15 protein-coding genes are annotated in these 26,640 nt (G+C 54.1%); 7 read left to right on the forward strand and 8 right to left on the reverse strand.

Features of this window, described 5'->3' with window-relative positions; translation table 11 throughout:
• Window positions 1–10: 10 nt before the first annotated feature.
• The 5 genes from LA337_04670 to LA337_04690 all read left to right on the forward strand — a co-directional run bounded on the left by LA337_04670 (window position 11) and on the right by LA337_04690 (window position 14,746).
• Window positions 11–11,863: a hemagglutinin repeat-containing protein gene (locus LA337_04670; GenBank protein UBI16994.1), complete on the forward strand. Its 11,853-nt coding sequence runs from the start codon at window positions 11–13 to the stop codon at window positions 11,861–11,863.
• Window positions 11,864–11,868: 5 nt separating this feature from the next.
• A complete protein-coding gene (locus tag LA337_04675; GenBank protein UBI16995.1) occupies window positions 11,869–12,243 on the forward strand; it encodes a hypothetical protein in 375 nt (124 codons plus the stop codon).
• 283 nt (window positions 12,244–12,526) lie between these two features.
• On the forward strand, window positions 12,527–13,495 hold the full coding sequence (locus LA337_04680) for a VENN motif pre-toxin domain-containing protein (GenBank protein ID UBI16996.1): 969 nt from the start codon (window positions 12,527–12,529) through the stop codon (window positions 13,493–13,495).
• A 442-nt stretch (window positions 13,496–13,937) separates the two neighbouring features.
• A complete protein-coding gene (locus tag LA337_04685; protein UBI16997.1) occupies window positions 13,938–14,183 on the forward strand; it encodes a YmjA family protein in 246 nt (81 codons plus the stop codon).
• An 86-nt stretch (window positions 14,184–14,269) separates the two neighbouring features.
• Complete coding sequence (locus LA337_04690; protein ID UBI16998.1) at window positions 14,270–14,746, forward strand: cold shock domain-containing protein; 477 nt, start codon at window positions 14,270–14,272, stop codon at window positions 14,744–14,746.
• A gap of 146 nt (window positions 14,747–14,892) precedes the next feature.
• Here the strand turns inward: LA337_04690 and LA337_04695 are convergent, their stop codons facing one another.
• Both LA337_04695 and LA337_04700 read right to left on the reverse strand, forming a co-directional pair.
• Window positions 14,893–15,282, reverse strand: coding sequence for a VOC family protein (locus LA337_04695; protein ID UBI18402.1), 390 nt, complete (start codon window positions 15,280–15,282; stop codon window positions 14,893–14,895).
• 135 nt (window positions 15,283–15,417) lie between these two features.
• On the reverse strand, window positions 15,418–15,720 hold the full coding sequence (locus LA337_04700) for an antibiotic biosynthesis monooxygenase (protein ID UBI16999.1): 303 nt from the start codon (window positions 15,718–15,720) through the stop codon (window positions 15,418–15,420).
• Window positions 15,721–16,149: 429 nt separating this feature from the next.
• Between LA337_04700 and mmuP the strand changes: the two genes are divergently transcribed.
• Window positions 16,150–17,553: an S-methylmethionine permease gene (gene mmuP / locus LA337_04705; GenBank protein UBI17000.1), complete on the forward strand. Its 1,404-nt coding sequence runs from the start codon at window positions 16,150–16,152 to the stop codon at window positions 17,551–17,553.
• Window positions 17,540–18,472, forward strand: coding sequence for a homocysteine S-methyltransferase (gene mmuM / locus LA337_04710; protein ID UBI17001.1), 933 nt, complete (start codon window positions 17,540–17,542; stop codon window positions 18,470–18,472). The genes mmuP and mmuM overlap by 14 nt, the downstream gene beginning before the upstream one ends.
• A 63-nt stretch (window positions 18,473–18,535) precedes the next feature.
• Here mmuM and fbpC read toward each other — a convergent pair whose 3' ends face one another.
• The 6 genes from fbpC to LA337_04740 all read right to left on the reverse strand — a co-directional run bounded on the left by fbpC (window position 18,536) and on the right by LA337_04740 (window position 26,329).
• Entirely contained in the window at window positions 18,536–19,582 is a 1,047-nt protein-coding gene (gene fbpC / locus LA337_04715; protein ID UBI17002.1) for a ferric ABC transporter ATP-binding protein, read from the reverse strand.
• An 11-nt stretch (window positions 19,583–19,593) separates the two neighbouring features.
• Window positions 19,594–21,672 carry an iron ABC transporter permease gene (locus tag LA337_04720; protein UBI17003.1) on the reverse strand — a complete coding sequence of 693 codons (2,079 nt, stop codon included), beginning with the start codon at window positions 21,670–21,672 and terminating at the stop codon, window positions 19,594–19,596.
• Window positions 21,673–21,740: 68 nt separating this feature from the next.
• The gene (locus tag LA337_04725; protein ID UBI17004.1) at window positions 21,741–22,772 is read right to left on the reverse strand and encodes an ABC transporter substrate-binding protein; all 1,032 of its coding nucleotides are present in this window, start codon (window positions 22,770–22,772) and stop codon (window positions 21,741–21,743) included.
• Window positions 22,769–24,073, reverse strand: coding sequence for an MFS transporter family glucose-6-phosphate receptor UhpC (gene uhpC, locus LA337_04730; GenBank protein ID UBI17005.1), 1,305 nt, complete (start codon window positions 24,071–24,073; stop codon window positions 22,769–22,771). The genes LA337_04725 and uhpC overlap by 4 nt, the downstream gene beginning before the upstream one ends.
• Window positions 24,074–24,158: 85 nt before the next feature.
• On the reverse strand, window positions 24,159–25,700 hold the full coding sequence (locus LA337_04735; protein ID UBI17006.1) for an MASE1 domain-containing protein: 1,542 nt from the start codon (window positions 25,698–25,700) through the stop codon (window positions 24,159–24,161).
• The gene (locus LA337_04740; protein ID UBI17007.1) at window positions 25,700–26,329 is read right to left on the reverse strand and encodes a response regulator transcription factor; all 630 of its coding nucleotides are present in this window, start codon (window positions 26,327–26,329) and stop codon (window positions 25,700–25,702) included. The genes LA337_04735 and LA337_04740 overlap by 1 nt, the downstream gene beginning before the upstream one ends.
• Window positions 26,330–26,640: the final 311 nt, after the last annotated feature.

Raw genomic sequence — 26,640 nt, forward strand, 5'->3', positions numbered from 1 at the left:
AACAAGGGTGATGAAAAAGGATCCGGTTCGTTTTTCCCAGCGTTTGCTAAGCGGCATGTTGAGTTTCCTGCTGGCTACCCAACCACTGCTTCCGGCGATGGCTGCCGTCATCACGCCTGAAGGCAATACGCAGATGGATAAAGCCGCCAATGGTGTTCCGGTGGTGAATATTGCCACGCCGAACCAGTCCGGGATTTCACACAATAAATATAACGACTACAACGTGGGAAAAGAGGGGCTGATCCTTAACAACGCGACCGGGCAATTTACCCAAACTCAGCTCGGCGGCATTATCCAGAATAACCCAAACCTACAGCCAGGAAAGGAAGCTTCAGGGATCATCAACGAAGTTACCGGCGCTAACCGTTCGCAACTGCAGGGCTATACCGAAGTTGCGGGGAAAGCCGCCAACGTCATGGTCGCTAACCCCTATGGCATTACCTGTAATGGTTGTGGATTTATCAACACGCCTAACGCCACCCTGACCACTGGTAAACCTGTGTTGGACGCCAATGGCAACCTGCAGTCGCTGGATGTAAGCAAGGGCAGTATTACCATCGAAGGTAAGGGGTTGGATGGTAGCCAGAGCGATGCAGTGTCGATTATTGCTCGCGCCACGGAAATCAATGCTGCGCTACACGCCAAAGATTTGACAGTTATCGCTGGGGCGAATCGCGTTGCGGCGAATGGCCAGACGAGCCCGCTAAATGGCGAAGGAGAAGCACCGAAAATCGCGGTTGATACCGGCGCGTTAGGCGGCATGTATGCTAATCGAATTCATTTGGTCTCCAGCGAGAAAGGGCTGGGGGTCAACCTCGGGAATCTGAATGCCCGTCAGGGTGATATCACCCTCAATGCTAACGGGAAATTAACGATCGGCAACAGTCTGGCAAATGGTGGTCTTTCTGCCAGGGGCGAAGGCGTCACGCTAACCGGTAGTCATAAGACCGCAAGCGGGATGACCATCAACAGCACCGGGGCGTTAGCGCTACAGGATGCAAATCTCTCCAGCGGCGCAAACGTGCAGTTGGGTAGCGATGGCAAGGTGACGATCGATGGTGGCGGGATTGCCGCAGCTGGCGAGTTGCAGGTGGCTGCTAAACAGGATGTAGCCGTTGCTGCAACCACTCTGGTTAGCCAGAAAAACACCTCACTGCGCAGTGACGGCTCGCTGACAGTCACCGACGGCAACCTGACCAGCAAAGAAAAACTGGATGTCGAGGGTACTCATGGACTGACGCTGACCCGTTCCACGCTGGGTAGCGATGCTGATGTTAGCCTTAACAGTAACGGCGATCTGTCGGCGAAAGGGGGATTGCTCTCAGCAGGTAACGGATTAACGCTGAAGGCGCAGCGCATAGCACTGGATAACGCCAGTCGGGCCGATGCGAAAGGCGCATTAAGCCTGACCGGTAGCGAAATGAACAACCAGGGACAGGTTAATGCGGGAGATGCTTTATCTCTCTCCGGTGACCTCCTCGTTAATGGTGGTCAACTGGCGGCAATCGGCAGTCTTGATACTTCTGTCAGCAGCCTTAGTAACACAGGTCTGATGCAGGGTAACAGCGTATCGGTCCGCAGCGGGTCGCTGGATAATATGGGCACGCTGGCGAGCGGCAGCCAGCTTTCAGTTCAGACGGCATCGCTCAACCAGCAGGGGATCCTGAGCGCGAAAAACGATGCGGATATCCGGGCAGATGTCACGCTGCGTAATAGTGGAAAGTTGCTCTCTGATGGCACTCTAACGGTGCAGGCCGCGTCAGTTGAACAATATGGCGTCCTCTCTGGCAACCAGGGGGTAACGCTCAATGCTGAAAACCTCACTGCCGCGAAAGATTCGCTGATCGCCGGGCAACAAGACATACGGTTAAACGTTACGCAAAACCTTAACCTGAACGGTCAGGTTAATGCCGCCGGTGCGCTTAACGTCGGTGCAAAGCAACTGACTACCGGCAAAGGCGGTCATTTACAGAGCGGTCTGGACCTTGCGATTACCGGCAACAGCGTGATGCTGGACGGCGTACAGGCGGCGAAAGGTTCGCTGGATGTGACGGCTGACAGGCTCAGTCATGGCGGGAAATCCACCGGGGCACGCGTTGGTTTCAGCGCACAGCAGTCAGTTGATAACCATGGCGAACTGTTGGCAGACACCCTGACGCTCAGCGCGGCGACGCTGACTCATAGCGGCAGCGCCAGCGCTGAACGCATCTCGATTATTGCACCTGAACTGCTGACCAGCAGCGGCTCTCTGATAGCCGACACGCTAACTCTCCACAGTCAGCATGTTGTGAATAGCGGTCTGATGCAGGGCAACGCGGCAATGGACCTGCAGATTGATAAGTTAGATAACCTTAGCGGCGGCTCGCTCTATGCCAGGCATTCTCTGGCGTTGGATATTCCGTATCTGACCAACCATGGGCTGATTACCACCGACGGTTCATTGCATCTCAACGGCCGCCAGTTGGTTAACGGCGGAGAAATTAACGGCGTTAATCTGCAAAGTGAATATGCGACGGTAAAAAACGAGGCCGCGGGGCGCCTGCTGGCGGACACGTCATTATCTGTTAACGGACAGCAGACAGATAACCTCGGACTCATGGCTGCTGATACTCTCGCGCTGAACAGTCAGGACGTGAAAAACGACGGGAATGTGTTGTCGGTGGGTGAATTGAGCCTGAAGAGTCAGACCCTGCACAACACCGGCTTGCTGCAGGGCGGCACGCTGAATCTGGAAGCAAATACGTGGCAAAACAGCGGTAATGCGTTGGGTGAAACGGGGGTAACGGCGACAGTACACGACGCGTTCACTAACCAGGGCAAGGTACTCAGTCAACAAGGTATGACCGTGCATGCCGCCAGTGCGAATAACAGCGGAATGCTGGCGGCGAAGGTGCTGGCATTACACGGCGATCTCAGCAACAGTGGGATCCTGCAGGGGAATCAGACGCTCGCCTGGGATGGCAATCGCTTCACTAACCTTGCGGGTGGGCAGGTGACCAGCGGTGAAGATCTACAGCTTAGCGGAAAACGTTTCGAAAATGATGGCCAACTGGAGGGCCGTACGGCGGCGATTAGACTGGATAACCTGCGCAATAGCGGCAGCGTTCAGGCACTGGATAGCCTGAAAATTGAGGCTAACGGGCGACTGGATAACCAGGGATCGCTGCGCAGTCTCAACCTGTTCGAGTTGGCTGCGGCGCAGTTGTTTAACGACAAAACGATTGCAGCAAAATCCCTTAGCATTTCCGCGCCGGAGCTTATGAATAACGGCATTGTGCAGGGTAATTCGGCGCTACAGCTCACCACCCGCAATCTGTTCAATGGCCAACAGGGGCAACTGGTTAGCGGTGCGGGGCTGGATTTAGGCCTCGATTCGCTGGAAAACCACGGTCTGCTGCTGACAAATACCAACTTCACGCTGCGCAGCAACACATTAATTAACGCCGGTGATATTCAGGCCGATTCCCTGGACCTGACGCTGGCAAACTCAGTTGAAAACCAGGGTAACCTGGTGGCGAAACAGGGGGCGTCGATAAATACTGCATCCCTGGATAACCGCGGTACGCTGGCGGCGAAAAGTGTCACTCTGGATGGAAAATCCATCCGTAACAGCGGTCTGGTTCAGGGTAATGACAGTACCTCGGTTTCTGCGAATAACTTCACCACGGATGCTACAGGTAAATGGTTGGCCGGTAATGCGCTGTTGGTGCATACCGGTGCGATGGAAAACGCCGGCGTACTGCAGGGAAATACCCTGACATTCACTGCCGACTCGCTGAATAACAGCGGCGTGCTTAACGGTTTACATGGCCTGGAAGGCAAGCTATCCGGGCGACTTACTAACCCCGGACACATTCAAAGTGGCGGCGCGCTGGCGCTTACGGCTGATGATATCAACAGCGCCGGACGTATTGCCGGTGACAGGCTGACACTTGCAGCCTCGACGTTAAACAATTCAGGCCTGTGGCAGGGGACGAACGGGCTTGCGCTGTCTGGCGATGTACTCACGACGGGTACAACCTCCCGTACGCTGAGCGGCGGCGCGTTGACCTTTGATGCTGGCAATATAACGACGCAAGGAACGCTGCAGGGGCAGCAGCTTACGCTGACCGCTGATAACTGGCTGCACAAAGGATCGCTGATAAGCCTGGGTAATCTGACGGCTACTGTAAACAACGGCCTTACCACATCAGGCGATGTGATGAGTCATGGCGGAATGTCACTAACCGCGCAGCAGCTTGATAACAGCGGAAAACTGCTCAGCGAGAGCGACGTAACGCTCGACGGCGCACAGTTCGATAACAGTGGCACGGTACAGGGAAATACCCTGACCCTGCAGCAAAACCGGATCCACAATCAGGGCACGCTGACCGGCCTGCAAAGCCTGACGCTGGAGGCTCGTCAGCGTCTGATGGCGCGAATGGCGATGGCTTCACCGCAACAGGAATTGATTAACGCAGCAGGTGGTTCACTGCTGACGCAGGGGGCGCTGAAACTCACTTCTGGCGATGTGACGAATAATGGCACGTGGCAGGGACAGTCCGTTCTGCTCAGTGCGCAAACGCTGACAAACAATGGGGCAATACAAAGCGCCGACGCCCTGCAACTTACGCTCGCAAATAACCTGACTTCTGCGGCTGGCAGCAAAATTACCGCCCTTGGTAACGCGACGCTACAGGCGCTTTCTCTGACTAACTCCGGGCAATGGACGGCGAAAAATCTTACGCTGAAGGGGACAACCCTTGATAACAGCGCGGCGATTAGCGGCGTAAATGCGCTCACGCTTGCCATGAACGGCGCGGTCAGGCAGCAGAAAGCGGGCAGTATGCTGAGCGGCGGCGCGTTGGATCTGACTGCGGCGTCAGTCACCAACGAGGGTAAAATTCAGGGTGCGACGCTGGGCATGACGACCGGCGCATTGACCAACAGCGGAAGACTACAAGGGGATAATGGCGCAACGCTGTCGCTGAGCGGTGATTTGATAAACCAGGCTTCCGGGGAGATTGTCAGCCGCCAGGGGCTGACGCTTTCTACGCCAGTGCTGTCCAACTACGGTTTGATGCAGGGCGGTGGAGAGACTCATCTTAACGCCACAACTCGCGCGCTCAATGACGGCAAACTACTTTCCGGCGCGGGGCTGACGCTGACCACGGCGCAGTATTCCGGCGCAGGCTGGTTACAGGCGACAAATCTCATTCTGAATGCGACAACGGCCACCAGTGACGGTAACTGGCTGGCCGATAGCGCCACGCTTGCAGGGACCCGGTTTACCAACCAGGGAACCGCGCAGGCCGGTCAACTGTCGGTGAAATACGAGCAACTGACGAATAACGGTACGCTGTTAGGGAACTCGCAGCTGAGTGTGAATGCTAGTGAAGTTAATCAGAATGCGGCCGGGAAACTGTTCAGCGGCGGCGACCTGTCCGTTGAAAGTCGCGGGCTGGGTGCGTTGGGACAGGTGGTTGCGCTGGGTAATCTGACGCTGAAACTGGTGAATGGTTTTACTGCGCAAAGCGCGTTTGCCGCGGGTAAAACGCTGACCATTACCAGCGATGGCGCTATCGACAACCGTAGCGTGCTTCAGGGGCAATCGCTCAACCTGGCTGCGGGCGGACAGCTCAGCAATAACGGGCAAATTACAACGGGCAACGGTGCGAGCCACCTCAGTGGCAGCAACGTGGCGCTCAATGCCGCCGGAACGTTACAGGGCGGTGGCGATATTACGCTGACCAGTCGCGGTAATATTTCAGTCGCTGGTTTCACCGGAACGCGTGGCTCTCTGACGCTCAATGCACCGGGCGCCATCGTCAATACGGCGCTGTTGTACGCGGCAAATAATCTGGCGCTTTATGCTAACACTATTACCAACCAGCGCGGCGATATCCTCGCGGGCAACAATCTGTGGATGCAGCGAGATGCTGCGGGCAATGCCAACAGTGAAGTGGTCAACTCTTCCGGCAATATCGAAACCCAGAACGGTGATATCACCATCAAAACAGGACATCTGCTGAACCAGCGGGATGGGTTGAAAACAAACCAGACACAAATAGCTGGATCAAACAGTATTCCAGGGATAGGTGATGCGACAATAAAAGTTGATATAAGCGAATTACCGTCAGGCTCCTATGGTGTTAATGGTTATTCCTACACAACAGAATCAGGAGCCTGTAACGCACATGGAGCCTGTAGCTACCACCATTATTATCAGTATTACTACGCGCCGTTCAAAGATACCGCGACGCAAAAATTCATTTCCAGCCAGGTAAAAACAGAGGTTTCCAGCTCTGGCGGCGCAGCTCGTATTTCATCAGGGCGAAATCTGTCAATTGGCGCAAACACGCTGGATAACGCAGCCAGTACTATTCTGGCAAATAATAATATCGACCTTTCAGGAAGCACATTAAATAACCAGAGCTGGCAGTCCGGGACGCTTACTGATTATCTGGTTTATACCTATACCCCAGAGAAATACTCACGTCAGAAATTTGCCGTAAATAATATAGATGTGTTACCTCCGCGTTATAACGAGGGGAGAAACAGTAAAGGTGAAACTATTGTGCTTCCTAAAGAACGCACAATAACATTTACCCTGGAAGGGCATGACCGGGTTCAGGAAGGGGGAGAAACGTACCGTTCTGTGATTCAGGCGGGCGGTAATGTAAACGCCAGGTTTACTGCTTCTATTGGCAACGAAAACGCAACCTCTGGTGGGGGACGGGTTAGCAATACCATCGTTACCCCGACCCTCAACACCCTCAGCAACCAAACTATCAGTAATGGGGTGCAAAAGCAGGCACTGGCTGGCAATGACACGGTGAGCGTCAGTTCCCCACAGTGGAACGATCGACTGCATGACGCATTGCAGCAGATTAACGGCGGAGGCGCGCTGGAAAGCGGTGGCGTATCAGACTCTACGCTCAACCCTGTTTCTACCACGCAGAAAGGTAACGCCAGCCTCGGTCAACTCAATGGCCTGATTAACCCAGGCGAGAAGGGCGTGAATACCGCCGGGCAAAATCAGGGCAAAACGGTGGATACCAGCTCGTATCCGTTACCTTCCGGAAAGAACGGGTATTTCGTCGTCTCTGACGATCCGAAAAGCCCGTACCTGATCAACGTTAATCCGAAACTGAACGGTCTTGGTCAGCTCGATCCCAGCCTGTTTGGTGAATTGAATGCAATGCTGGGTATCAAACCTGGCGAAGCGCCGCGTGAAACCAATATTGCGTATACCGATCAAAACCAGTTCCTGGGATCGGCCTATATGCTCGATCGTCTCAAACTGAACCCGGAATATGACTACCGCTTCCTCGGTGATGCGGCGTTTGATACTCGCTATGTCAGTAACGCCATGCTGAATCAGACGGGAAGTCGATATATCAACGGTATTGGTTCTGACCTTGATCAGATGCGTTATCTGATGGATAGCGCTGCCAGCACCCAGCAGTCGCTGGGACTGAAATTTGGCGTGGCGCTGACGGCCGATCAAATAGCGTCCCTTGAGCACAGCATGCTGTGGTGGGAAGCCGCGACCGTCAACGGTGAGACAGTAATGATACCGAAGCTGTATCTCTCGCCGAAAGATATCACCGTGAACAACGGTAGCGTCATTGCCGGGAATAATGTCCAACTGACTAGCGGGAATATCACCAACTCCGGCAGTACGCTGTTGGCGAGAAACGATCTCACTCTCGACAGCCAAAACAGTATTAACAACCTTAACAATAGTCTGATGCAGGCCGGGGGTAATCTCGACCTGAGCGCGAGGGGTGATATTAATAACGTCAGCTCCGCCATCAGCGGAAAAACGGTGGCGCTGGAAAGCCTGGGCGGCAACATCAATAACCTGACGCTGGCGGAACAGATTGATGTGAGTGCCAGGGACAAATACCGCAATGTGAGCTTTAAAGATACGTTGCTGGGGTCTACGGCATCCATTACCGCGCAGGACGGATTGTCGCTCTCGGCAGGCAAAGATATCACCGTTACGGGCGCCAATCTCTCTGCGGGCGGTTCATTGTTGATGGAGGCGTGGGGAGATATTGCGGTAAATGCCAACCAGATTAACGATGCACGGAGCCACTCCGGACGCTGGATAACCGAGACTAGCCGTTCGTCAGTGGACTGGCAGGGTAGCACCATCAGTTCGGGCGGTAAGCTCGGTATCAATGCCGGGAATAACCTCAACGTCACCGCCAGCGATGTTAACGCGGGGGGGAATGCTCAGCTTACATCGGGTAACGATCTTAATCTGAATGCGGCCACCACTCAGCAAAGTAGCCGTAACGGCGGCAGTGAATCGCACAGCACAGGACTTTCCCGTACCACCGTGTCAGCGGGTGACAATCTGGTGTTAAAAGCGGGCCAGGATATTAATTCCCATGCGACCGGGCTGGCTGCGGAGAATGATGTCGGTCTGCTGGCCGGGCGAGATGTCAACCTGCTGGCTGACGCAACGACAGACGGCGACAGTTATCGTGCGAAGAAGAAAACCGTGGTCAATGACGCCGTACGCCAGCAGGGAACGGAAATTGCCAGCGGCGGCGACGCCGTCATTATTGCCGGGCGTGATGTAAACGCACAGGCAGCGGATGTTACGGCGCAGGGCGATATCGGCGTAACGGCAGGCCGGGATGTGAATCTTACGACCGCCACAGAGAGCGATTATCACTACCAGGAAACCACGAAAACCAAAAAAGGATTCCTCAGTAAAAAGACTACCCATACGATTGAAGAAGACAGCGCTACGCGGGAAAAAGGCGCGCTGCTGAGTGGGAACAATGTGACGGTCGCCGCCGGGAATAACATTCTGGTACAGGGCTCAGCCGTTGCCGGTGACGGCAATGTGGCGCTGGGGGCTGGCAACAATGTGGATATTGTTGCCGCCACCAATACGGATACCTCATGGCGCTTTAAAGAGACTAAAAAGAGCGGTCTGATGGGGTCGGGCGGGATCGGTTTCACCATCGGTAGCAGTAAAACGACGCACGATCTGCGCGAACAAGGCACCACCCAAAGCGAGAGCTTCAGCACTGTCGGCTCAACGGGGGGCAACGTCAGTATCACCGCAGGCCAGCAGGCACATATCGGCGGAGCGGATATCATCGCCCAGAAAGATATTGCTGTTCGCGGCGACAGCGTACTTATTGAACCGGGTCATGACAAACGCACCCGTGATGAGAAGTTTGAGCAGAAAACCAGCGGACTGACGGTGGCGCTGTCGGGGGCTGCTGGCAGTGCGGTGAACAGCGCGGTTTCAGCAGCGCAGGGGGCAAAACAAAGCAGCGATTCCCGACTGGCGGCACTGCAGGGTACGCAGGCAGTGCTCTCCGGAGTACAAGCCGGCCAGGCCGTGGCTCTGGATCAGGCGAAAGGGACCGCTAAAGACAATACCAATACGATAGGTATTAGTGCCTCTCTGGGCTCACAGTCCTCAAAATCGACCTCCCATAGTGAGCAGGATTCAACGACGGGAAGTACTCTGAACGCAGGCAACAGCGTCAATATCACGTCCACAGGTAGCGATATTACTATTGCTGGTAGTGAAGTGAAGGCCGGTAAGGATGTGGCACTGGATGCCGCCCGGGACGTGAATCTCATCGCTTCACAGGATACGCAACTGACAACCGGTAAAAACAGTAGCAGCGGTGGCAGTATTGGCGTGGGTATCGGCGTGGGCTCTGGTGGTGCGGGGATCAGCGTCTCGGCGAACGCCAACAGCAGCAAAGGGCATGAGAAAGGCAACGGTACCTGGCAGAATGAAACCACGGTGGATGCGGGTAATCAGGTCACGATACACAGCGGGCGGGATACCACGCTTGCTGGTGCGCAGGTCAATGGCAAACAGGTGACGGCGGATGTAGGCCGCGATCTGACGATAACCAGCACACAAGATAGCGACCACTACGACAGTAAACAGAACAGCGTGAGCGGAGGTGTGGGGTACACCTTCGGCGCGGGGACCGCTTCCGCAAGTCTTAATGCCAGCCGCGACAGGATGAAGAGCGACTTTGATTCAGTGCAGGAGCAGAGTGGCATCTTCGCGGGTGACGGTGGCTTTGATATCACAGTGGGCAAGCATACCCAACTGGATGGCGCGGTCATTGCTTCTACCGGTTCGGCGGATAAAAACAGTCTGGATACGGGCACGCTGGGCTTTGGCGATATCCACAATAAGGCAGATTACAAAGTGGAGCACCAGGGGGGAGGGATCAGTACAGGGGGCAGTATTGGTCAACAGTTCGCGGGTAATCTGGCGAACGCCCTGATTGCCGGAGGTGGCAGCAGTGGGCATGCGGAAGGAACAACGCAGGCGGCGGTGAGTGAGGGGACGATAACTGTTCGCGACACGGAAAATCAGAAGCAGGATGTCGCCGGTCTGAGCCGTGATGCGGAGCATGCAAACGGCAGCATCAGTCCGATTTTTGACAAGGAAAAAGAGCAGAAGCGCCTGCAGGAAGTGCAACTGATAGGCCAGATAGGTAACCAGGCGGCGGATATCGCGAGGACGCAGGGTGAGATAAATGGCCTGAATGCGGGTAAAAAAGCGCTGGCAAAGGAAGGTATTCCTGAGCCGGATGTGAACGCCAGTGATGAAGAAAAAGCAAGATACCAGACGCAACTACGGAACTCAGCGGCATATAAGACCGAGCAGGCAAAATACGGCACGGGTAGCGATATTCAGCGGGGGATTCAGGCTGCAGTAGGCGCTCTGCAGGGGCTGGCTGGCGGTGATATTGGCGCGGCGCTGGCGGGTGCATCGGCACCGGAGCTTGCCAATATCATAGGCCATAAGGTGGGCCTCGATGAGGATGATATCGCGGCTAAAGCCATCGCGCATGCGATACTGGGCGGTGCTGCGGCGGCTATGCAGGGGAACAATGCAGCAGCCGGAGCGGCTGGCGCAGCGGCAGGAGAGCTTGCTGCGAATGCGATACTGAAAACGATGTATCCGGGCAAGCACGTCAGCGAGCTGGATGAAAGTGACAGGCAGTTAGTCAGCAATCTTGCGACTATCGCATCGGGGCTGGCAGGTAATCTGGCCGGTGGTGATTCGAAAAGCACGACAACGGGTGCGCAGTCTGGTAAAAACGCAGTTGAGAATAACTATCTGAGCAGTAAGCAGTTAGATGCCTGGTCCGCTGAAATGAAGTCCTGTCAGGCGAAAGGCGGTGACTGCGGCGGTATTATCAAAAAGTACGAAGAGTTGAGTACGGCACAGCAGAAGCAACTGATCAGCGACTGTGCAGCTAGCCCGGCAACCTGCCAGCAGAAATACGGTGATGTACTGACTGACAGTCTGGCGGTGAAGCAGGCAATAGATCGTGCTCTGGGTGAAGATATCCCGATCAAGATGGTCTACGATCTGACGGCGACTTTTGCGCAGCAAATGCAGGCCGAAGGGGTTGTCGCGACCAACAAAGTCTCGGAAGCACTCCAGAAAGAATACGGTCTGGATGAAGTTCAGGCGGGAATAGTCGCGAGCGCTGCGGCGTCAGCATTTGGGGGAATTAGTAAGGCTAAAGGGAATTCCCAGCCTAAAATTGAACAAATCCTCAAGCCAGAGAAAAACTGGGAAACGGCTCGAAACAAGGCATTGGATCTTGTAGGTAATTTAGGAGCGGACTCTAAGCCAGTTATCGGACGTTTGGAAGTCAGCGCTGGTAATGGGAAAGTCATAGGGCGGCAATCCAGCGACGGAAAAGTTGGTTGGCGTGTTGATTATGATCCTGAAAAAGGCACACACATCAATATATGGGATTACTCGCAGGGTAAAGGCCCTGGAAAAGCGGTGAAGCAAGTCATACCTTTTGAAGGCAATGAAAAGTCTTTTGAAACAATATTGAAACAGCTAAACAGGTAGAGCAAATGACTTTATTTGATGAGTGTCGGGAAGCACTGAGTGCTGATTTTAATATAGTAGAGGGGCTGGCTCAGCAGGAGGCTCTGGGCATTTTAAATAAGTATCCTCTCGCGAAAGGAAGTGTTACTTGGTCAGAGATCAGGCATTCTGATTATGAGAGTTTTGATGAGCTATTGAGTGCAAACTCTGTAAAAAACGATGACATGTTTGTCTTTGCAGATGATGCAAGTATTCCAGTTTTTAGGTCAAATCTAAGATTAATCGCTGAAAATATCTATGACGTAACAGCTTTATCGCCCAAATTATTCATTTTTAATGATGAAGTGATAATACAACCTTTATTCCCAACTGATATGTTCCGTTTAGGAATCAAGAAATAGTGGGAAAGCTTGCAAATCCCGGCCATTATGCCGGGATTTTTTTGCGCGTCATCTGCCATAGCTTTACACGGTTTTCCTCTCAACAGCGGGACAGGGTAACAACGCAAAAAAAAACGTGGAGAAAATGCAACAGGGAAAAACCGCTGTAACTCACGGAAAGCACAGGGCAAAACTGTTTCATCACAGCAATGTGCACAGGATCGAGTTGTTGTTGAGAATAATGCGCTGGCAATCCCAGCTCCGCCGCCACCGGTCGCAGGCAACAATACCGGCGATGCGGTGAATGATGCCAACAGCAACGGCCCTGGACAAGAAGCTGAAAGAAATGAAGGAGGCGCTGGATAAAGCGACCCAGTGTTCCTTCGGTCGGGCCTGTTCTGCTGATGATGTAGGGCAGACAGAAGGGCCGAATGCGGGCAATAACCTGACGGATGCTGAGAAGGCTGAATTTGGTGGTGCAGGTTCAGGAACGCCGGGCGGCTGGGAGCCGCAGGATGAGGAGAATGCGCAGAACAGTCAAAAGCAAAATATTACTGTTGAGGATTTAACCTCGACATCATCGAAGGGGCCTGAAACTACAGGGCGTTCAAAACTTTTCGAAAGAACAGGTGGTAGTAATGCTGCTAATAAAGAGTTCGATGCCTTATCTCCCACAGAAATTAAAGAAATACCAAGTGGAAGGGGCGGTAAACTACCCGATGGGCGAACGGTTAGCGATATTCAGCGGGGTATTCAGGCTGCCGTAGGCGCTCTGCAGGGGCTGGCTGGCGGTGATATTGGCGCGGCGCTGGCGGGTGCATCGGCACCGGAGCTTGCCAATATCATAGGCCATAAGGCGGGCCTCAATGAGGATGATATCGCGGCTAAAGCCATCGCGCATGCGATACTGGGCGGTGCTGCGGCGGCTATGCAGGGGAACAATGCAGCAGCCGGAGCGGCTGGTGCAGCGGCAGGAGAGCTTGCTGCGAATGCGATACTGAAAACGATGTATCCGGGCAAGCACGCCAGCGAGCTGGATGAAAGTGACAGGCAGTTAGTCAGCAATCTTGCGACCATCGCATCCGGTCTGGCAGGTAATCTGGCCGGTGGTGATTCGAAAAGCACGACAACGGGTGCGCAGTCTGGTAAAAACGCAGTTGAGAATAACTCGCTCAGTGGTGATCGGGCCCGCGAAGCGGCGAAACAGGCTGCTGAATCCCTGAAAAATCAGGTCAGGGAAAAGCTGGCTGAAAGCGGAACTGTCCTGCGCTGATTACGTTCGTGGGTGAATACTAGCCGTACCTGTCAGCATACTGTGCAGGGGGAAAGCGGTTTTTTGCGTAGTAGCTCGTGGTTTTACGGGTCATCTGGTAAAACACCTGAATCTGCTTGGGCAACGGCGGGTTCTGGCATAAAATTTGTGTCAGCGAAAATCAACTTCTTGTAAATAGTCATGTGCTAAGCGGAATAAAGGTGTTTGTGCTCCTTTGCTTCTACACTATTTAACCTATGGCTATCACACCGTAATTAATAAAAATGTCGTCATTTAAAAATGGCATGTTTATTAAATGCAAAGTGGCTCCAGAAAATAGTGTTGATATATGTAATGTGTTACAGCCAATAAAACAGATCGCGAACCATGAAATAAGAATGCTATCATTCACATCAGACGCGGCAGGCAACTGCTGGCACACGCATTCACCCCGGAGCACCTGATGAACAACGACATTCCGCTAAAATATTATGATATCGCCGACGAGTACGCGACCGAGGCCGCAAAGTCGGTGAGCGATGCCGAACGCGACGCGCTGGCGCATTACTTCCAGCAGTTGATCACTCGTTTGATGAACAACGAAGAGATCAGTGAAGAAGCGCAGCAGGAGATGGCAACCATGGCCGGCGTCGACCCACTGCGTATCGATGATATCGCGGAGTTCCTCAATCGCTGGGGTAACGAGTAGCCAAAGACATGGCCTGTGTTTTACACTGCGCGCAAATTGAGTAGATATACTCTACGAGTATTAGGTTTAATCAGGCGGAAACAGCAATGAACGGAACAATCACAACGTGGTTTAAAGATAAAGGCTTTGGATTTATCAAAGATGAAAACGGCGACAACCGCTATTTTCATGTGATTAAGGTTGCTAACCCTGAGCTGATCAAGAAAGACGCGGCGGTGACCTTCGAGCCTACCACCAACAACAAAGGCTTGTCTGCCTATGCGGTAAAAGTCATACCAGACAGCAAATATATCTATATCGCAGGCGAGCGTCTGAAGCTCACGGCGATCAAGTCATACCTAGTCTACAGCGAAGAAGTCCCTGCTGAGACTCGTATCGACAAAGAAAATGCGGTGCTGTCTGTTGGCGTGCTGATGAACAGCATCCGACCGAAATCAGACGTCAAGCCTGGCGAAATGCGCACACTGAAAAAACTGGCGATCACCACCTTCCAGGGGACGACGCTGATTTTCTCGGAAGATGAAATCGATATCGACGAGACGGTGAAACTGCTTAAGGTCTGAAGCCCTGCGGACTGAATGAATACCGAAATCCTGCTCTTTATTGAAGCGGGGTTTCGGTATTTTTATTTCGGGCGTGGGAAGAACAACGTTGTGCCAGAAACAGACATCCAGTTGAGTTGGATACGTCTAATGACCACATATGGCGTTTACTTTCTCTGTAATAAATCCCATCGATTACCATAGAGGTCCTCAAAAACAACAACGGTACCGTATTCTTCTTCTCTGGGGGCTTCGCAAAACTGAACGCCAGCCAACTTCATTGCATTGTAATCATGCCAAAAATCATCGGTTTGCAGAAACAGGAATACGCGTCCGCCACATTGGTTACCGATGAATGCTTCCTGAATCTCATTAGCCGCTCTGGAAAGTAACAAATGACAGTCACTGTCGGGGTTCGGTGATACCACAACCCAACGTTTCCCCGGTTGCGGAGTATCTTCAATCAGGGTAAAGCCGAGCTTATTTGTGTAGTAATCGATAGCTCTGTCGTAATCATCGACAACAATCGAAATATATCCCAGACATTTTTTATTCATTTTTAATAGGCCACCCAGTTTCAACTTACTATTTGTACTTGCTATTTTATCATTAACAGCAGCGCTTTTAAGCATTCTGCCAAAAAGTTATTTCCTTACTTTCGTTATTACCCTCCTGACCATATTCCTCTATTTTTAAGCAACAGTCGGATTTACCACGTCATCCATCAGTATGTAACGTGCTTCCTGGCGTGAGTATTGATCGATTAACGGTACAAGTCGTCGGAAATGTTCGCTGGCACAATGTTCATCGAGAGCCGCGTGGTTTGGCCATTCTTCGATAAAAACAAAATGGCCCGGATCTTTTTCATCAATATAGAGGTCATATGCAATGCACTGCGGTTCTTTCTTCGTTGCCGATATTAGCTCACGATACAAAGGGAGAACGGTTTCAATGAACTCAGGTTTGATGAAATCTTCGGCAATGACCTTTAACATGCAGCCTCCTGGCAGAAAATGAATGCACACTATGCGATGAAGATATATTTAGGGCAAGACGTCACAGTGTTATTTTGGTCAGCGAGTGAGTTATTCCAGCTATCAATCAGATGATCCGCAAATCGTAAAGGCCGATCCCGGCCAGCGGTGCTTAAGCACTCATTCGGTTGTATGAGCGGGGAGATACGGTTCCCACTTCCGGGTGAGCGTCAGCCGACGACCACGTTGCCAGAGTTTATATAAAGTCTGGCAACGGAGGTGTTATGAGCTGGCGGCCCTTTTTGTATTTGATTATTAATCCTCACCCGATATTAAGCGCCCGGCGTGGTCATCTGCGTCTGGTGCAGGGTTGACTTTGCATTCTGTTAACAAACGCGGTATAACAAACCTTCTTTGGATGTTTAGATGTCCATACGTTTAGAAGGTCATATGCAAACAACACAACAAAATGCGCCACTGAAGCGCACAATGAAAACGCGTCACCTGATTATGCTCTCCTTAGGCGGCGTGATTGGCACAGGGTTATTCTTTAATACCGGGTACATCATCTCCACCACCGGAGCGGCGGGAACGCTGCTGGCCTATCTGATTGGTGCGCTGGTGGTCTGGCTGGTTATGCAGTGTCTGGGCGAACTGTCGGTGGCGATGCCGGAGACGGGGGCGTTTCACGTCTATGCTGCGCGCTATCTTGGCCCGGCAACGGGGTATACCGTGGCCTGGCTTTACTGGCTGACCTGGACCGTGGCGCTGGGTTCGAGTTTTACCGCCGCCGGATTTTGTATGCAGTACTGGTTTCCACAGGTGCCGGTATGGGTTTGGTGTGTGTTGTTCTGCGTGATTATTTTTGGCCTGAACGTTATCTCCACGCGCTTTTTTGCCGAAGGGGAGTTCTGGTTCTCGCTGGTAAAAGTTGTCACTATCATCGCCTTTATCATCCTCGGTGGGGCGGCGATTTTCGGTTTTATCCCGATGCAGGATGGTTCCCCCGCGCCGGGGCTGAGTAACATCACGGCAGAAGGCTGGTTCCCGCACGGCGGCTTACCGATCCTGATGACTATGGTGGCAGTGAACTTTGCTTTTTCGGGCACCGAGCTTATCGGCATTGCCGCGGGTGAAACAGAAAACCCGCGCAAGGTTATCCCGGTGGCGATTCGTACCACCATCGCGCGGCTGATTATTTTCTTTATTGGCACCGTGTTTGTGCTGGCAGCGCTGATCCCGATGCAGCAGGCGGGCGTGGAGAAAAGCCCGTTTGTGCTGGTGTTTGAGAAAGTAGGGATTCCGTACGCCGCCGATATTTTTAACTTCGTGATTCTGACGGCCATCCTGTCTGCGGCGAACTCCGGGCTGTACGCTTCCGGGCGCATGCTGTGGTCGCTGTCGAATGAACGTACGCTGCCAGCCTGTTTTGCCCGAGTGACGAAAAACGGTGTGCCGCTGACGGCACTGTCGGTCAGTATGCTCGGCGGCGTGCTGGCGTTGTTTTCCAGTGTGGTGGCTCCGGATACGGTATTTGTTGCGCTGTCGGCAATCTCCGGATTTGCGGTGGTGGCGGTGTGGCTGAGCATATGCGCCTCGCATTTTGTTTTTCGCCGCCGTCATCTGCAACAAGGTAAGGCATTGAGTGAATTACATTATCGTGCGCCGTGGTATCCGCTGGTGCCGGTATTAGGTTTTGTGCTGTGCCTGGTGGCCTGTGTAGGGCTGGCATTCGATCCAGCGCAGAGAATTGCGTTGTGGTGCGGGTTACCGTTTGTCGCGGTGTGCTATGGTGCTTATTTCCTTACTCAACCCCGTAACGCAAAACAGGAGCCAGAACATGTCGCAGAATAATCCGTTACGCGCTCTCCTTGATAAACAGGATGTCCTGTTGCTGGATGGCGCGATGGCGACGGAGCTGGAAGCGCGAGGGTGTAACTTAGCCGACAGCCTGTGGTCAGCCAAAGTGCTGGTAGAAAACCCGGAGCTTATCCGCGAAGTTCATCTTGACTATTACCGGGCGGGGGCGCAATGCGCGATCACCGCCAGCTATCAGGCGACGCCGGCGGGCTTTGCCGCGCGAGGTCTGGATGAAGCGCAGTCGAAAGCGCTGATTGGCAAAAGCGTGGAGTTGGCGCGTAAAGCCCGTGAAGCATATCTGGCAGAGAACCCGCAGGCGGGCACGCTGCTGGTGGCGGGATCCGTCGGGCCTTACGGCGCGTATCTGGCGGATGGCTCTGAATACCGTGGCGATTATCAGTGCAGCGCCGAGGCGTTCCAGGCGTTTCATCGCCCGCGCGTGGAAGCCTTGCTGGATGCCGGGGCCGATCTGCTGGCCTGTGAAACCCTGCCAAATTTTGCCGAAATTCGCGCACTGGCTGAGTTGTTGACCGCGTATCCGCGTGCGCGGGCATGGTTCTCGTTTACCCTGCGCGACAGCGAGCACCTGAGCGACGGTACGCCGCTGTGCGACGTGGTCGCTTTCCTTGAGCAATATCCGCAGGTGGTGGCGTTAGGCATTAACTGCATTGCGCTGGAGAACACCACTGCCGCGTTGCAGTATTTACACAGCTTAACGACGCTGCCGCTGGTGGTGTATCCGAACTCGGGCGAGCATTACGATGCGGTGAGCAAAACCTGGCACCATCACGGTGAGCATTGCGCGCAGCTGGCGGATTATCTGCCGCAGTGGCAGGCCGCAGGCGCAAGGTTGATTGGCGGATGCTGTCGCACCACGCCTGCGGATATTGCCGCGCTAAAAGCGCGAAGCTGAGAGTTTATCGGGCCTACATCGTTCACTGTAGGCGCTGATAAGCACAGCGCCATGCGGCACAAATCATGCCGCATCCGCCAGGACAAACATGCCGTACGGGTGGATTTCGAGGTAATACTGCTCGCCGACGTCCGGCTGCAGACGCGTAGCATTGACCTGCAATAAAATCTCCTGCCCGTGCCACTCCACCGTGACCTCATACTGGGGTCCCATATACGCGACGTGGCGGATCACGCAGCGCTGACTCTCTTCACCGCGATCGCTGAGCGTGATCGCTTCCGGACGCACGCCGACCATGCCTTCACCTTGTGTACCAAAGTGCAGCGGGCGCGGCAGATGATAGCCGTAGATATCAACGTATTTGTCGCTGAAGGTAGCCGGGAACAGGTTGGCATCGCCCATAAAGCTCGCCATAAAACGGGAGGCGGGCTGGCGATAGAGATCCTGCGGTGAGCCGATCTGCATGATGTGTCCTTTGTTCATCACCAACACGGTATCAGAAACCGCAAAGGCTTCGCTCTGATCGTGGGTGACGTACAGCGAGGTGATATCAAACTGCTTTTGCAGTTCGCGGATCTTGTCGCGCATGCTGCGACGCAGGTTGGCGTCGAGGTTACTTAACGGCTCATCAAACAGCAGCACTTTCGGTTTGAGGATCAACGCGCGGGCCAGCGCCACGCGCTGTTGCTGCCCGCCGGAAATCTGATCGACAAAGCGGTCTTCGAAACCCTCCAGATCCACCATCGCCAGTGCCTCTTTGACGCGAGCTTTCACCTCTGCGCGCGACACGCCGAGCATCTTCAGGCCATAACCGACGTTCTCCCCCAGCGACATATGCGGGAACAGGGCATAGGACTGAAACACCATACAGATATCACGCTGCTGAATAGAGCGATGAGTGACGTCTTCGCCATCAATGTAAATCTGTCCTTCGCTCGGTTTTTCCAGCCCGGCGACCAGGCGCAATATGGTGGTTTTGCCGCAGCCGGATGGGCCGAGCAGGGTCACCATTTGCCCCTGCGGGATGGTGAGGTTGATATTGTCTATTACCGTATTACTGCCAAATCGTTTAGTGACGTTGCGCAGTTCAACGAAATTTTTCTGAGTCATAGTGCGCTCCATTACGCCTGGTTTTTGGCTTTTGAACGGGAGGTACGTGATTCACCGATCAGCCAGTCAAAGATGAAAATAATCGCCAGCATCACCACGATCAGAATGGAACCGTAGGCAATCGCCACGCCGTATTCGCCGTCTTCCACGCGGTTCAGGATGTAGGCCGTCGCCACGCGGGTATCCGGGGTGACGAGGAACACAATGGCGCTGACGGTGGTAATGGCGCGCACAAAGCTGTAAATCAACGCCGAGAGGATCGCCGGGCGCAGCAGCGGCAGCAGAATGTGTGTAATGGTGCGCAGAGAACCGGCGCGCAGGCTGAGCGAGGCTTCATCGAGCGATTTATCGATTTGGCCTAAGCCCGCGATACCCGCCCGGATACCGACCGGGACGTTACGCATCACCATCGAGATGATCACGATGGCGGCGGTGCCGGTGAGATACACCGGGGCGCTGTTAAAGGCCAGAATGTACGACACGCCCGCGACGGTGCCCGGAACGGCAAAGCACAGCATAGTGGTGAACTCGATGGTCTTTTTGCCTTTAAACTGCTGGCGCACCACAATCCACGCGATCAGCAGACCGAAAATCGCGGTGATCGGCGCGGCAATCCCGGCGTAGAGCAGGGTGTCGAGCAGTGAAGGCCACGCGCCGTCGCTCATCCCCTGACCGAACAGTTTGGTAAAGTTCGCCAGCGTCAGGGTGTAGTCCACGCCCCAGTTGACGGTGAAACTGCCGTAGAAAATGCTGCCGTAGAGCAGGGCGTTAAAGGCAATCCACACCGCCAGCAGTGCGACCACGCTCCACACCAGCGTGACTGGTAGCGGCTGCACGTCGCCCCGGTAGGATTTACCGGAAACGGTGACGTACGAGCGTTTACCAATCCACATATACTGCACGCAGAACACCAGCAGCGAGAACAGTAGCAGGAAGGCACCCAGCGTACTGGCGGCCTGGTAGTCGAGCTGCGAACCGGTGATGTAGAAGTAAATTTGCGTAGCCAGCACGTCGAAGTTACCGCCGAGCACCAGCGGGTTGCTAAAGTCGGCCAGCGACTGCACCACCACAATTAAAAAGGCGTTCGCCAGCGCCGGTTTCAGCAGCGGGACAAACACGCCGTTAAAGGTCTGCCAGCGGCTGGCGCGCAGGGTATATGACGCCTCTTCCAGCGATGGATGAATAGTTTTGATTGCTCCATCGAGGATCATAAACGCCATTGGCGTAAAGGCCAGCACCTGCGCCAGCCAGATACCAGTAAAACCATACAGCCAGTTGGTGTTGGTTAAACCAAACCATTCGACCATAAATTCGGTGATGTAACCGGAGCGTCCCATCATCAGCGTGACGCCTAAACCGACGACAAACGGCGGAGTGACGATCGGCAAAATCGAGAAAATACGTCCGATGATGGCGCTGCGTCTGGCGATACGAGTGGTATAGATAGCCAGTACCAGACCAAAGAAGGTACAGCCGACGCCGACGGCAATCGACAGCATAATTGAGTTGAGGATCACCTGAATGATATGCGCTTGCGACAGCACATTCATAAACGCCAGCGGGGCAAATTCTCCGGCGTCGTTGGTGAACATCGGAATGAAAATGGCGATGCTCGGCCAGACGATAAAAATACCGATCAGAGCGACTATCGCGGTGAGCGAGCCGATGACGAAACGGTCGCCGCCCAGCCATTCCAGGCGAGTGAGCGCCAGGGTCATGATTGCGCCAAGTGCCACAAACAACACGATGGTGGCATAGCCTAAGCCGCGGCCCTCGAGGGTGGCGCTGGCGACGATAAAGGCCATACAGAAAAATGCCCATCCCGCGTCAAGATAATGGCGGTTGCGCTGCTCGCGTCTGGCTTCATGGAATGGACGCACCAGCAACAGGCTTGGCAGCAGATACCAGAGCCAACTGATATTGAACTGTGACCAGCCGTAGGCGGCGAGTATTTCTTCGCGCGTGGACTCCAGCAGACCATAGTCCAGGCTCCAGCTCGGAAGCAGGGCAAACGCCAGCCAGCCGAGCAAAACCCAAAGGAATATCGCATCCCGTTTTTTCACGGGATGGAGTGCAAGTGTGTGTGACATAGCGTTTCCGGTAATCCAGGCCGGGTAAGGCGTTTGCGCCACACCCGGCAAATGAACGTAACGTGGGCTTATTTACCCATCTTAACTTCGCTAACCCACTTATTGATCAACGCCTTACGTACGTCGGTCGAGCCGTACTTATCCATGTCGTAATTGATAAGCTTCAGGTCGTCGAGCTTCAGTGAGTTAGGAGAGGTCTCGGCGGTGGTGTTGGTCAGGATCTGATAGGATTTGCCTTTCTTCCACGCCAGCTCCTGTGCGTCTTTCGACAGCACCCAGTCAACGAACAGTTTGGCGTTGTCGGCGTTGCGCGCGCCTTTCAGGATGCTTACGCCGCCAATTTCATAGCCAGTACCTTCGCATGGGGAGATTAGCTCCAGCGGCGCGCCCTGTTCTTTCTCCAGCGAGTAGTCGTGCAGGAAACCGATGCCGATAGCCGTTTCGCCACGAGCGGCGTTACGCGCCGGGGCAATGCCGGATTTGGTGTACTGGGAGACGTTGGCGTTGAGCTGTTTCAGGTAGTCAAAAGCCTGATCTTCACCCCATAGCTGGGCAAAGGTCGCCAGCGCGGTGTAGGCGGTACCAGAGCTTTGCGGGTCAGCAATCTGAATTTCGCCTTTGTATTCCGGTTTGGTCAGATCCTTCCAGCATTTTGGTACCGGCAGGTTTTTCTCTTTCAGGCGCTGGGTATTGACGCCAAAGCCCAGAATCCCGACGTAAACCGCCGAAGAGAGGTTACCTTTTACCTTCGCGGGATCGCGGAATTTCTCCATAATCTGCTCGAGGTTTGGTGATTTATACGGCTGCAGCAGGCCCATTTCACCGGCCTGAGACTGCGGATCCAGCGTACCGCCGTACCATACATCCGCCTGCGGGTTTTTCTTCTCGGCATCGACTTTCGCCAGCGTACTGCCCGAGCCGTTACGAATGAATGAAGTTTTCACATCATATTTTTCACCGAAGGCTTTGGTTTCGGTTTCGCACATCTCGTTGGTGGCGCTGCAATACACCACCAGACGACCCTGTGCCTGGGCTGCGTTGCTGAAAGCCGCCAGCGTCAGAGCGGAAGCAATCAGGGTAGAGGTAAGCGTCAGTTTCATTGTTTTATCCTTTGACTGAGAGAAGGGGTAATGCCCGCAATGAGCAGAGGCATCAGCAATAAACCCATAAAGACAGCGGCAACCGAGAGCAAACTGAACATTCCCGACCAGCCGTAATGTTCTATGACCAGCGACAGCGGCCAACCCGCCAACGCGGCCCCCAGATAGGCGAACAGCCCGAGAAAACCGGTAATTGAACCTGCCGCCGCTTTGTGTCCGCATTCAACGGCTGCGAGGCCAATTAGCATCTGTGGGCCAAACACAAAAAAGCCCACGGTAAAGAAACACACTGCCAGTAGCGCGTAGTGGTGTACCGGCGCCAGCCACAGCGCGGCGACGGACACCATCAGTCCCAGCGTGAACAGTAAAATCATCGGCGCACGCTGACCGCTGAACAGCAGATCCGATCCCCATCCGGCAAACAGCGCCCCCAGCAAGCCGCCGACTTCAAACAACATCACCGTGGCATTGGCGCTGAGCAGATTCACGCCGTGGCTTTCCGTCAGCCAGATGTTGCCCCAGTCGTTGAGCGCAATGCGAATCAGATAGACCAACACATACGACACGCCGAGCAACCAGATCATCGGGTTTTTCAGCATGGTGGTGCGTAACATTTGCCACAGCCCCATCGGCGGGCTTTGCTGCTCCTGACGCAGTTCCAGCGGGTCATGACGCCATTCCCCAACCGTAGGTAATCCTTCTTCCCGGGGAGTGCCTTTCAATTGCAGAGTGAGCCAGATTCCCAGTGCCATGCTGATTATCCCCGGTGCCAGCATGGCTGCCTGCCAGCCCCACCAGTGGGCGGCAAAAGCGCTAATCAGCGGGATAATGGCGCCACCGATATTGATCGACATATTCCAGCAGCCCCACCAGAATCCGCGTTCGTTGCGCGAGTACCAATGGGTCAGCAGGCGGGCGCAGGGCGGCCAGCCCCAGCCCTGAAAAAATCCGTTCAGCGTCCAGACCACCAGCAGCAGCGTCAGTGATTCACCAAAGGCGAACAGCACGTTTAAAACGCCGGTGGCAAACAGGCCAATCCCCATAAACGCGCGCTGTCCGTGGCTGTCGTGCCACAGCCCGGCAGTAAATTTCGACAGACCATAGGTCAGATAAAACAGTGACCCGAGCAGGCCGATATCGCCCTTATCCAGACCCAGGTCCGTTTGTAGCGCCGGGAGGACGTAGTTAACGCTTTTGCGCGTCAAATAAAATGCGGCGTAGCCTATCACCATACACATCAGCAGCCGGGGGCGTAGCGCTCGGTATTGTTGGTCTGTTTCGCTGGTTGAGCGTGCGTGCATGGCAGTCTCCGTTTGTGCTGACTATAGGAAAGTGAAAGCAAAAGGGGATGAGAGAAAGTCCGCAGTGACTAAGACTTTTTCCTGGTTAGCGGCTGATTTGTTGCAAATTTGTGGGCAGGTTAACAATTACGTGCGTGCCGTTGTTTGATTCGAGCGTCAGTTCGCCGCCAAGGGCGCTCACCCGCTCACGCATCCCCTGGATACCGAAACCGGGAATTTTTTCAGGCAGAATACCAACGCCGTTGTCAGCGACATCCAGAAACAAACGTTGTTCCCGCTGGCGCAGCGTAATCGACACGTCGCTGGCGTTCGCATGTTTACAGACGTTATTGAGTAACTCCTGTAGCAGGCGATACAGCGTGAAGCGCACCGTTTCGTTTTCTGGCGTATTCTCTAGCTGATAATCAAAGCGACAGCGAATACCGCGTTCAGCAAAAGCAAATTCATTCACCAGATGATGTAGTGCATCTTTAAAGGCCAGTTCATCGAGCGCGGGTGGGCGTAGCTGGCGCAGCAACTGGCGGGTGGAATGGTGAATGCGCCGGGCAAGGTTGTTGATCTGATTTGCCGCTTCGAGCGTTTGCTCAGGGCCTGGCGCGCGTTTGACCAGTTGCGACTGAATTTGAATGGCGGTGATGTTCTGCCCAATTTCGTCATGCAGCTCCCGCGCCAGGCTTTTGCGCGTATTTTCTTCGGTGCGGATCAGCTGTTCGGTCAGCGCGCGTCGTGCCGCCAGTTCGGTTTCCAGACGCTGGCGATAATGGTGCAAATTTTGCGCCAGATGCTGCTGGCGGCTGATGGCGATCCCCAGCCCTATACCCAGTAGCGCCTGGGTGGCGAGAAAAATTTCCAGCTCCAGTAAGTTACTGAACCCGACGCCGATTTGCCGGGCGATGGTGATCATCATACTGCCGAGCAATCCGGATAACACGCCGCCCTGCCAGCCAAATTTCCACGCCATCACCACGTTCGGTAAGAACACCACGATCAGCAACAGGCGCTCGATCTCCGGCGACAGAACCATCTGAGTGCCGATGCCAATAATAAAAAACAGGCTGCACCAGATGATAAGCGAAGTGCGCAGCGGGGGATTGGTGGTATCCAGTCCGAGCAGATGATAGCGGTGCTGCTGGCGCAAAAATTCATAGATCAGATAGACAAACGGCGTTAGCAGCACGCCGCCGGTAAACGACGCCAGACCTATTAACGTCGCCGGGCTTTGAATAAACGGTGAAAGTAGGGCGGTATTGAGCAATGAAGTGAGCGTCACGGCGGCTAGTAGCAGGGTTAAGCGCTGCCAGTAAAGGGGGAATCGGTGCCAGTATGACTGGCCGATGCTCGCCGGAATCAGGCTAATTAATGGTGCAGCCAGCAGGATATAGCCATTCAGTAATTGCTCGCTGTGCAGCCAGAGCAACATCAACACCGGCGGCAGAACCAGCGCGGGCCAGTAACGGCGAGAAAGCAGGATTAACAGCGCGAGATAGACGCCGTGCGGTAGAAATAGCGCCGCTTGCTGGCCGTTGTGGGTCAGATAAAACCCCAGCGTCCACAGCATCAGCCAGCCCGATCCCCAGGCCAGCAGAATAAACAGAGAAATAACCCAATGCCGAAGGTTACGCGACATTAATGCCCCGTCAATAGCTGGTGGTCGAGCGCAAAATGCACCAGATCGATGGTGCTATGGCATTGCAGTTTGCCCAACACGTTCGCCCGATGAACGTGCACCGTCTTGTGGCTGAGATCGAGTTTGAAGGCGATCTCTTTCACGCTGTCGCCTTTGACCAGCAGATCAAACACTTCGCGCTCGCGTGGGGTCAGTACCTCCAGAACCTGCGCGGGCTGTTCGCCGCCGCGTAGCGCACGCAGCGCATCGGCGCACAGGTAATGCCCGCCCATACCTACCGAACGTACCGCCTGCACCAGTTCCTCCGGTCCGCAGCGTTTGGTCAGGTAGCCGCTGGCGCCGGCATCCAGCGCGCTTTGCACAAACGTGGGCGAGTCATAAATGCTGAGAATTATGGCGCGAAAACCGGGCTTCTGCGCCCGCAGTCGTTTTAACAGGCTCAGGCCATTTTCATCCGGCATGGCGATGTCCATCACCGCCACGTTGACGTCATCATGCAGTAACGCAGGCCACGCCAGGGCCGCGCTGCTGAACTGGCCGATGACGTTGAGATCGTCTTCGAGACTGAGTAATTGCGCAAAGCCGGAACGCACCACCACATGGTCATCCACCAGCACAACATGAATCATGATATTACTCTCTTACCTGATAATGGCGTCTATGATGCCTGTCAGCGCCGCACTGGCAATCACCGTGGCGCGGATATGTAACGAATGTAACAAAATCGCAATAATTTGCCGGGTGTTATAGCGAGTGTAGGCCTGATAAGCGCAGCGCATCAGGCATATGATTACCGGATGGCGGCGCAAGCGCCTTATCCGGCCTACGTTCTGTAATGAGCGAAATAGCTAACTATTGCCGCTTTTTTTCTAAAAACGCTTTGTTCTTAGCCAGAATTTTTAATTCCTTTATCAAATTGTGCCGCAACGAAATACTGCCC

The organism is Citrobacter europaeus (assembly GCA_020099315.1).
GTDB classification, from domain to species: Bacteria; Pseudomonadota; Gammaproteobacteria; order Enterobacterales; family Enterobacteriaceae; genus Citrobacter; species Citrobacter europaeus.

What these genes read in the sequence shown, in the direction of transcription:
- mmuP (UBI17000.1), top strand. Translation starts at nt 16,150, where the DNA reads ATGCAAACAACACAACAAAATGCGCCACTGAAGCGCACAATGAAAACG.
- LA337_04720 (UBI17003.1), bottom strand. Translation starts at nt 21,672, where the DNA reads ATGTCACACACACTTGCACTCCATCCCGTGAAAAAACGGGATGCGATA.
- fbpC (UBI17002.1), bottom strand. Translation starts at nt 19,582, where the DNA reads ATGACTCAGAAAAATTTCGTTGAACTGCGCAACGTCACTAAACGATTT.
- LA337_04725 (UBI17004.1), bottom strand. Translation starts at nt 22,772, where the DNA reads ATGAAACTGACGCTTACCTCTACCCTGATTGCTTCCGCTCTGACGCTG.
- mmuM (UBI17001.1), top strand. Translation starts at nt 17,540, where the DNA reads ATGTCGCAGAATAATCCGTTACGCGCTCTCCTTGATAAACAGGATGTC.
- uhpC (UBI17005.1), bottom strand. Translation starts at nt 24,073, where the DNA reads ATGCACGCACGCTCAACCAGCGAAACAGACCAACAATACCGAGCGCTA.
- LA337_04740 (UBI17007.1), bottom strand. Translation starts at nt 26,329, where the DNA reads ATGATTCATGTTGTGCTGGTGGATGACCATGTGGTGGTGCGTTCCGGC.
- LA337_04670 (UBI16994.1), top strand. Translation starts at nt 11, where the DNA reads ATGAAAAAGGATCCGGTTCGTTTTTCCCAGCGTTTGCTAAGCGGCATG.
- LA337_04680 (UBI16996.1), top strand. Translation starts at nt 12,527, where the DNA reads ATGATGCCAACAGCAACGGCCCTGGACAAGAAGCTGAAAGAAATGAAG.
- LA337_04685 (UBI16997.1), top strand. Translation starts at nt 13,938, where the DNA reads ATGAACAACGACATTCCGCTAAAATATTATGATATCGCCGACGAGTAC.
- LA337_04675 (UBI16995.1), top strand. Translation starts at nt 11,869, where the DNA reads ATGACTTTATTTGATGAGTGTCGGGAAGCACTGAGTGCTGATTTTAAT.
- LA337_04690 (UBI16998.1), top strand. Translation starts at nt 14,270, where the DNA reads ATGAACGGAACAATCACAACGTGGTTTAAAGATAAAGGCTTTGGATTT.
- LA337_04695 (UBI18402.1), bottom strand. Translation starts at nt 15,282, where the DNA reads ATGAATAAAAAATGTCTGGGATATATTTCGATTGTTGTCGATGATTAC.
- LA337_04700 (UBI16999.1), bottom strand. Translation starts at nt 15,720, where the DNA reads ATGTTAAAGGTCATTGCCGAAGATTTCATCAAACCTGAGTTCATTGAA.
- LA337_04735 (UBI17006.1), bottom strand. Translation starts at nt 25,700, where the DNA reads ATGTCGCGTAACCTTCGGCATTGGGTTATTTCTCTGTTTATTCTGCTG.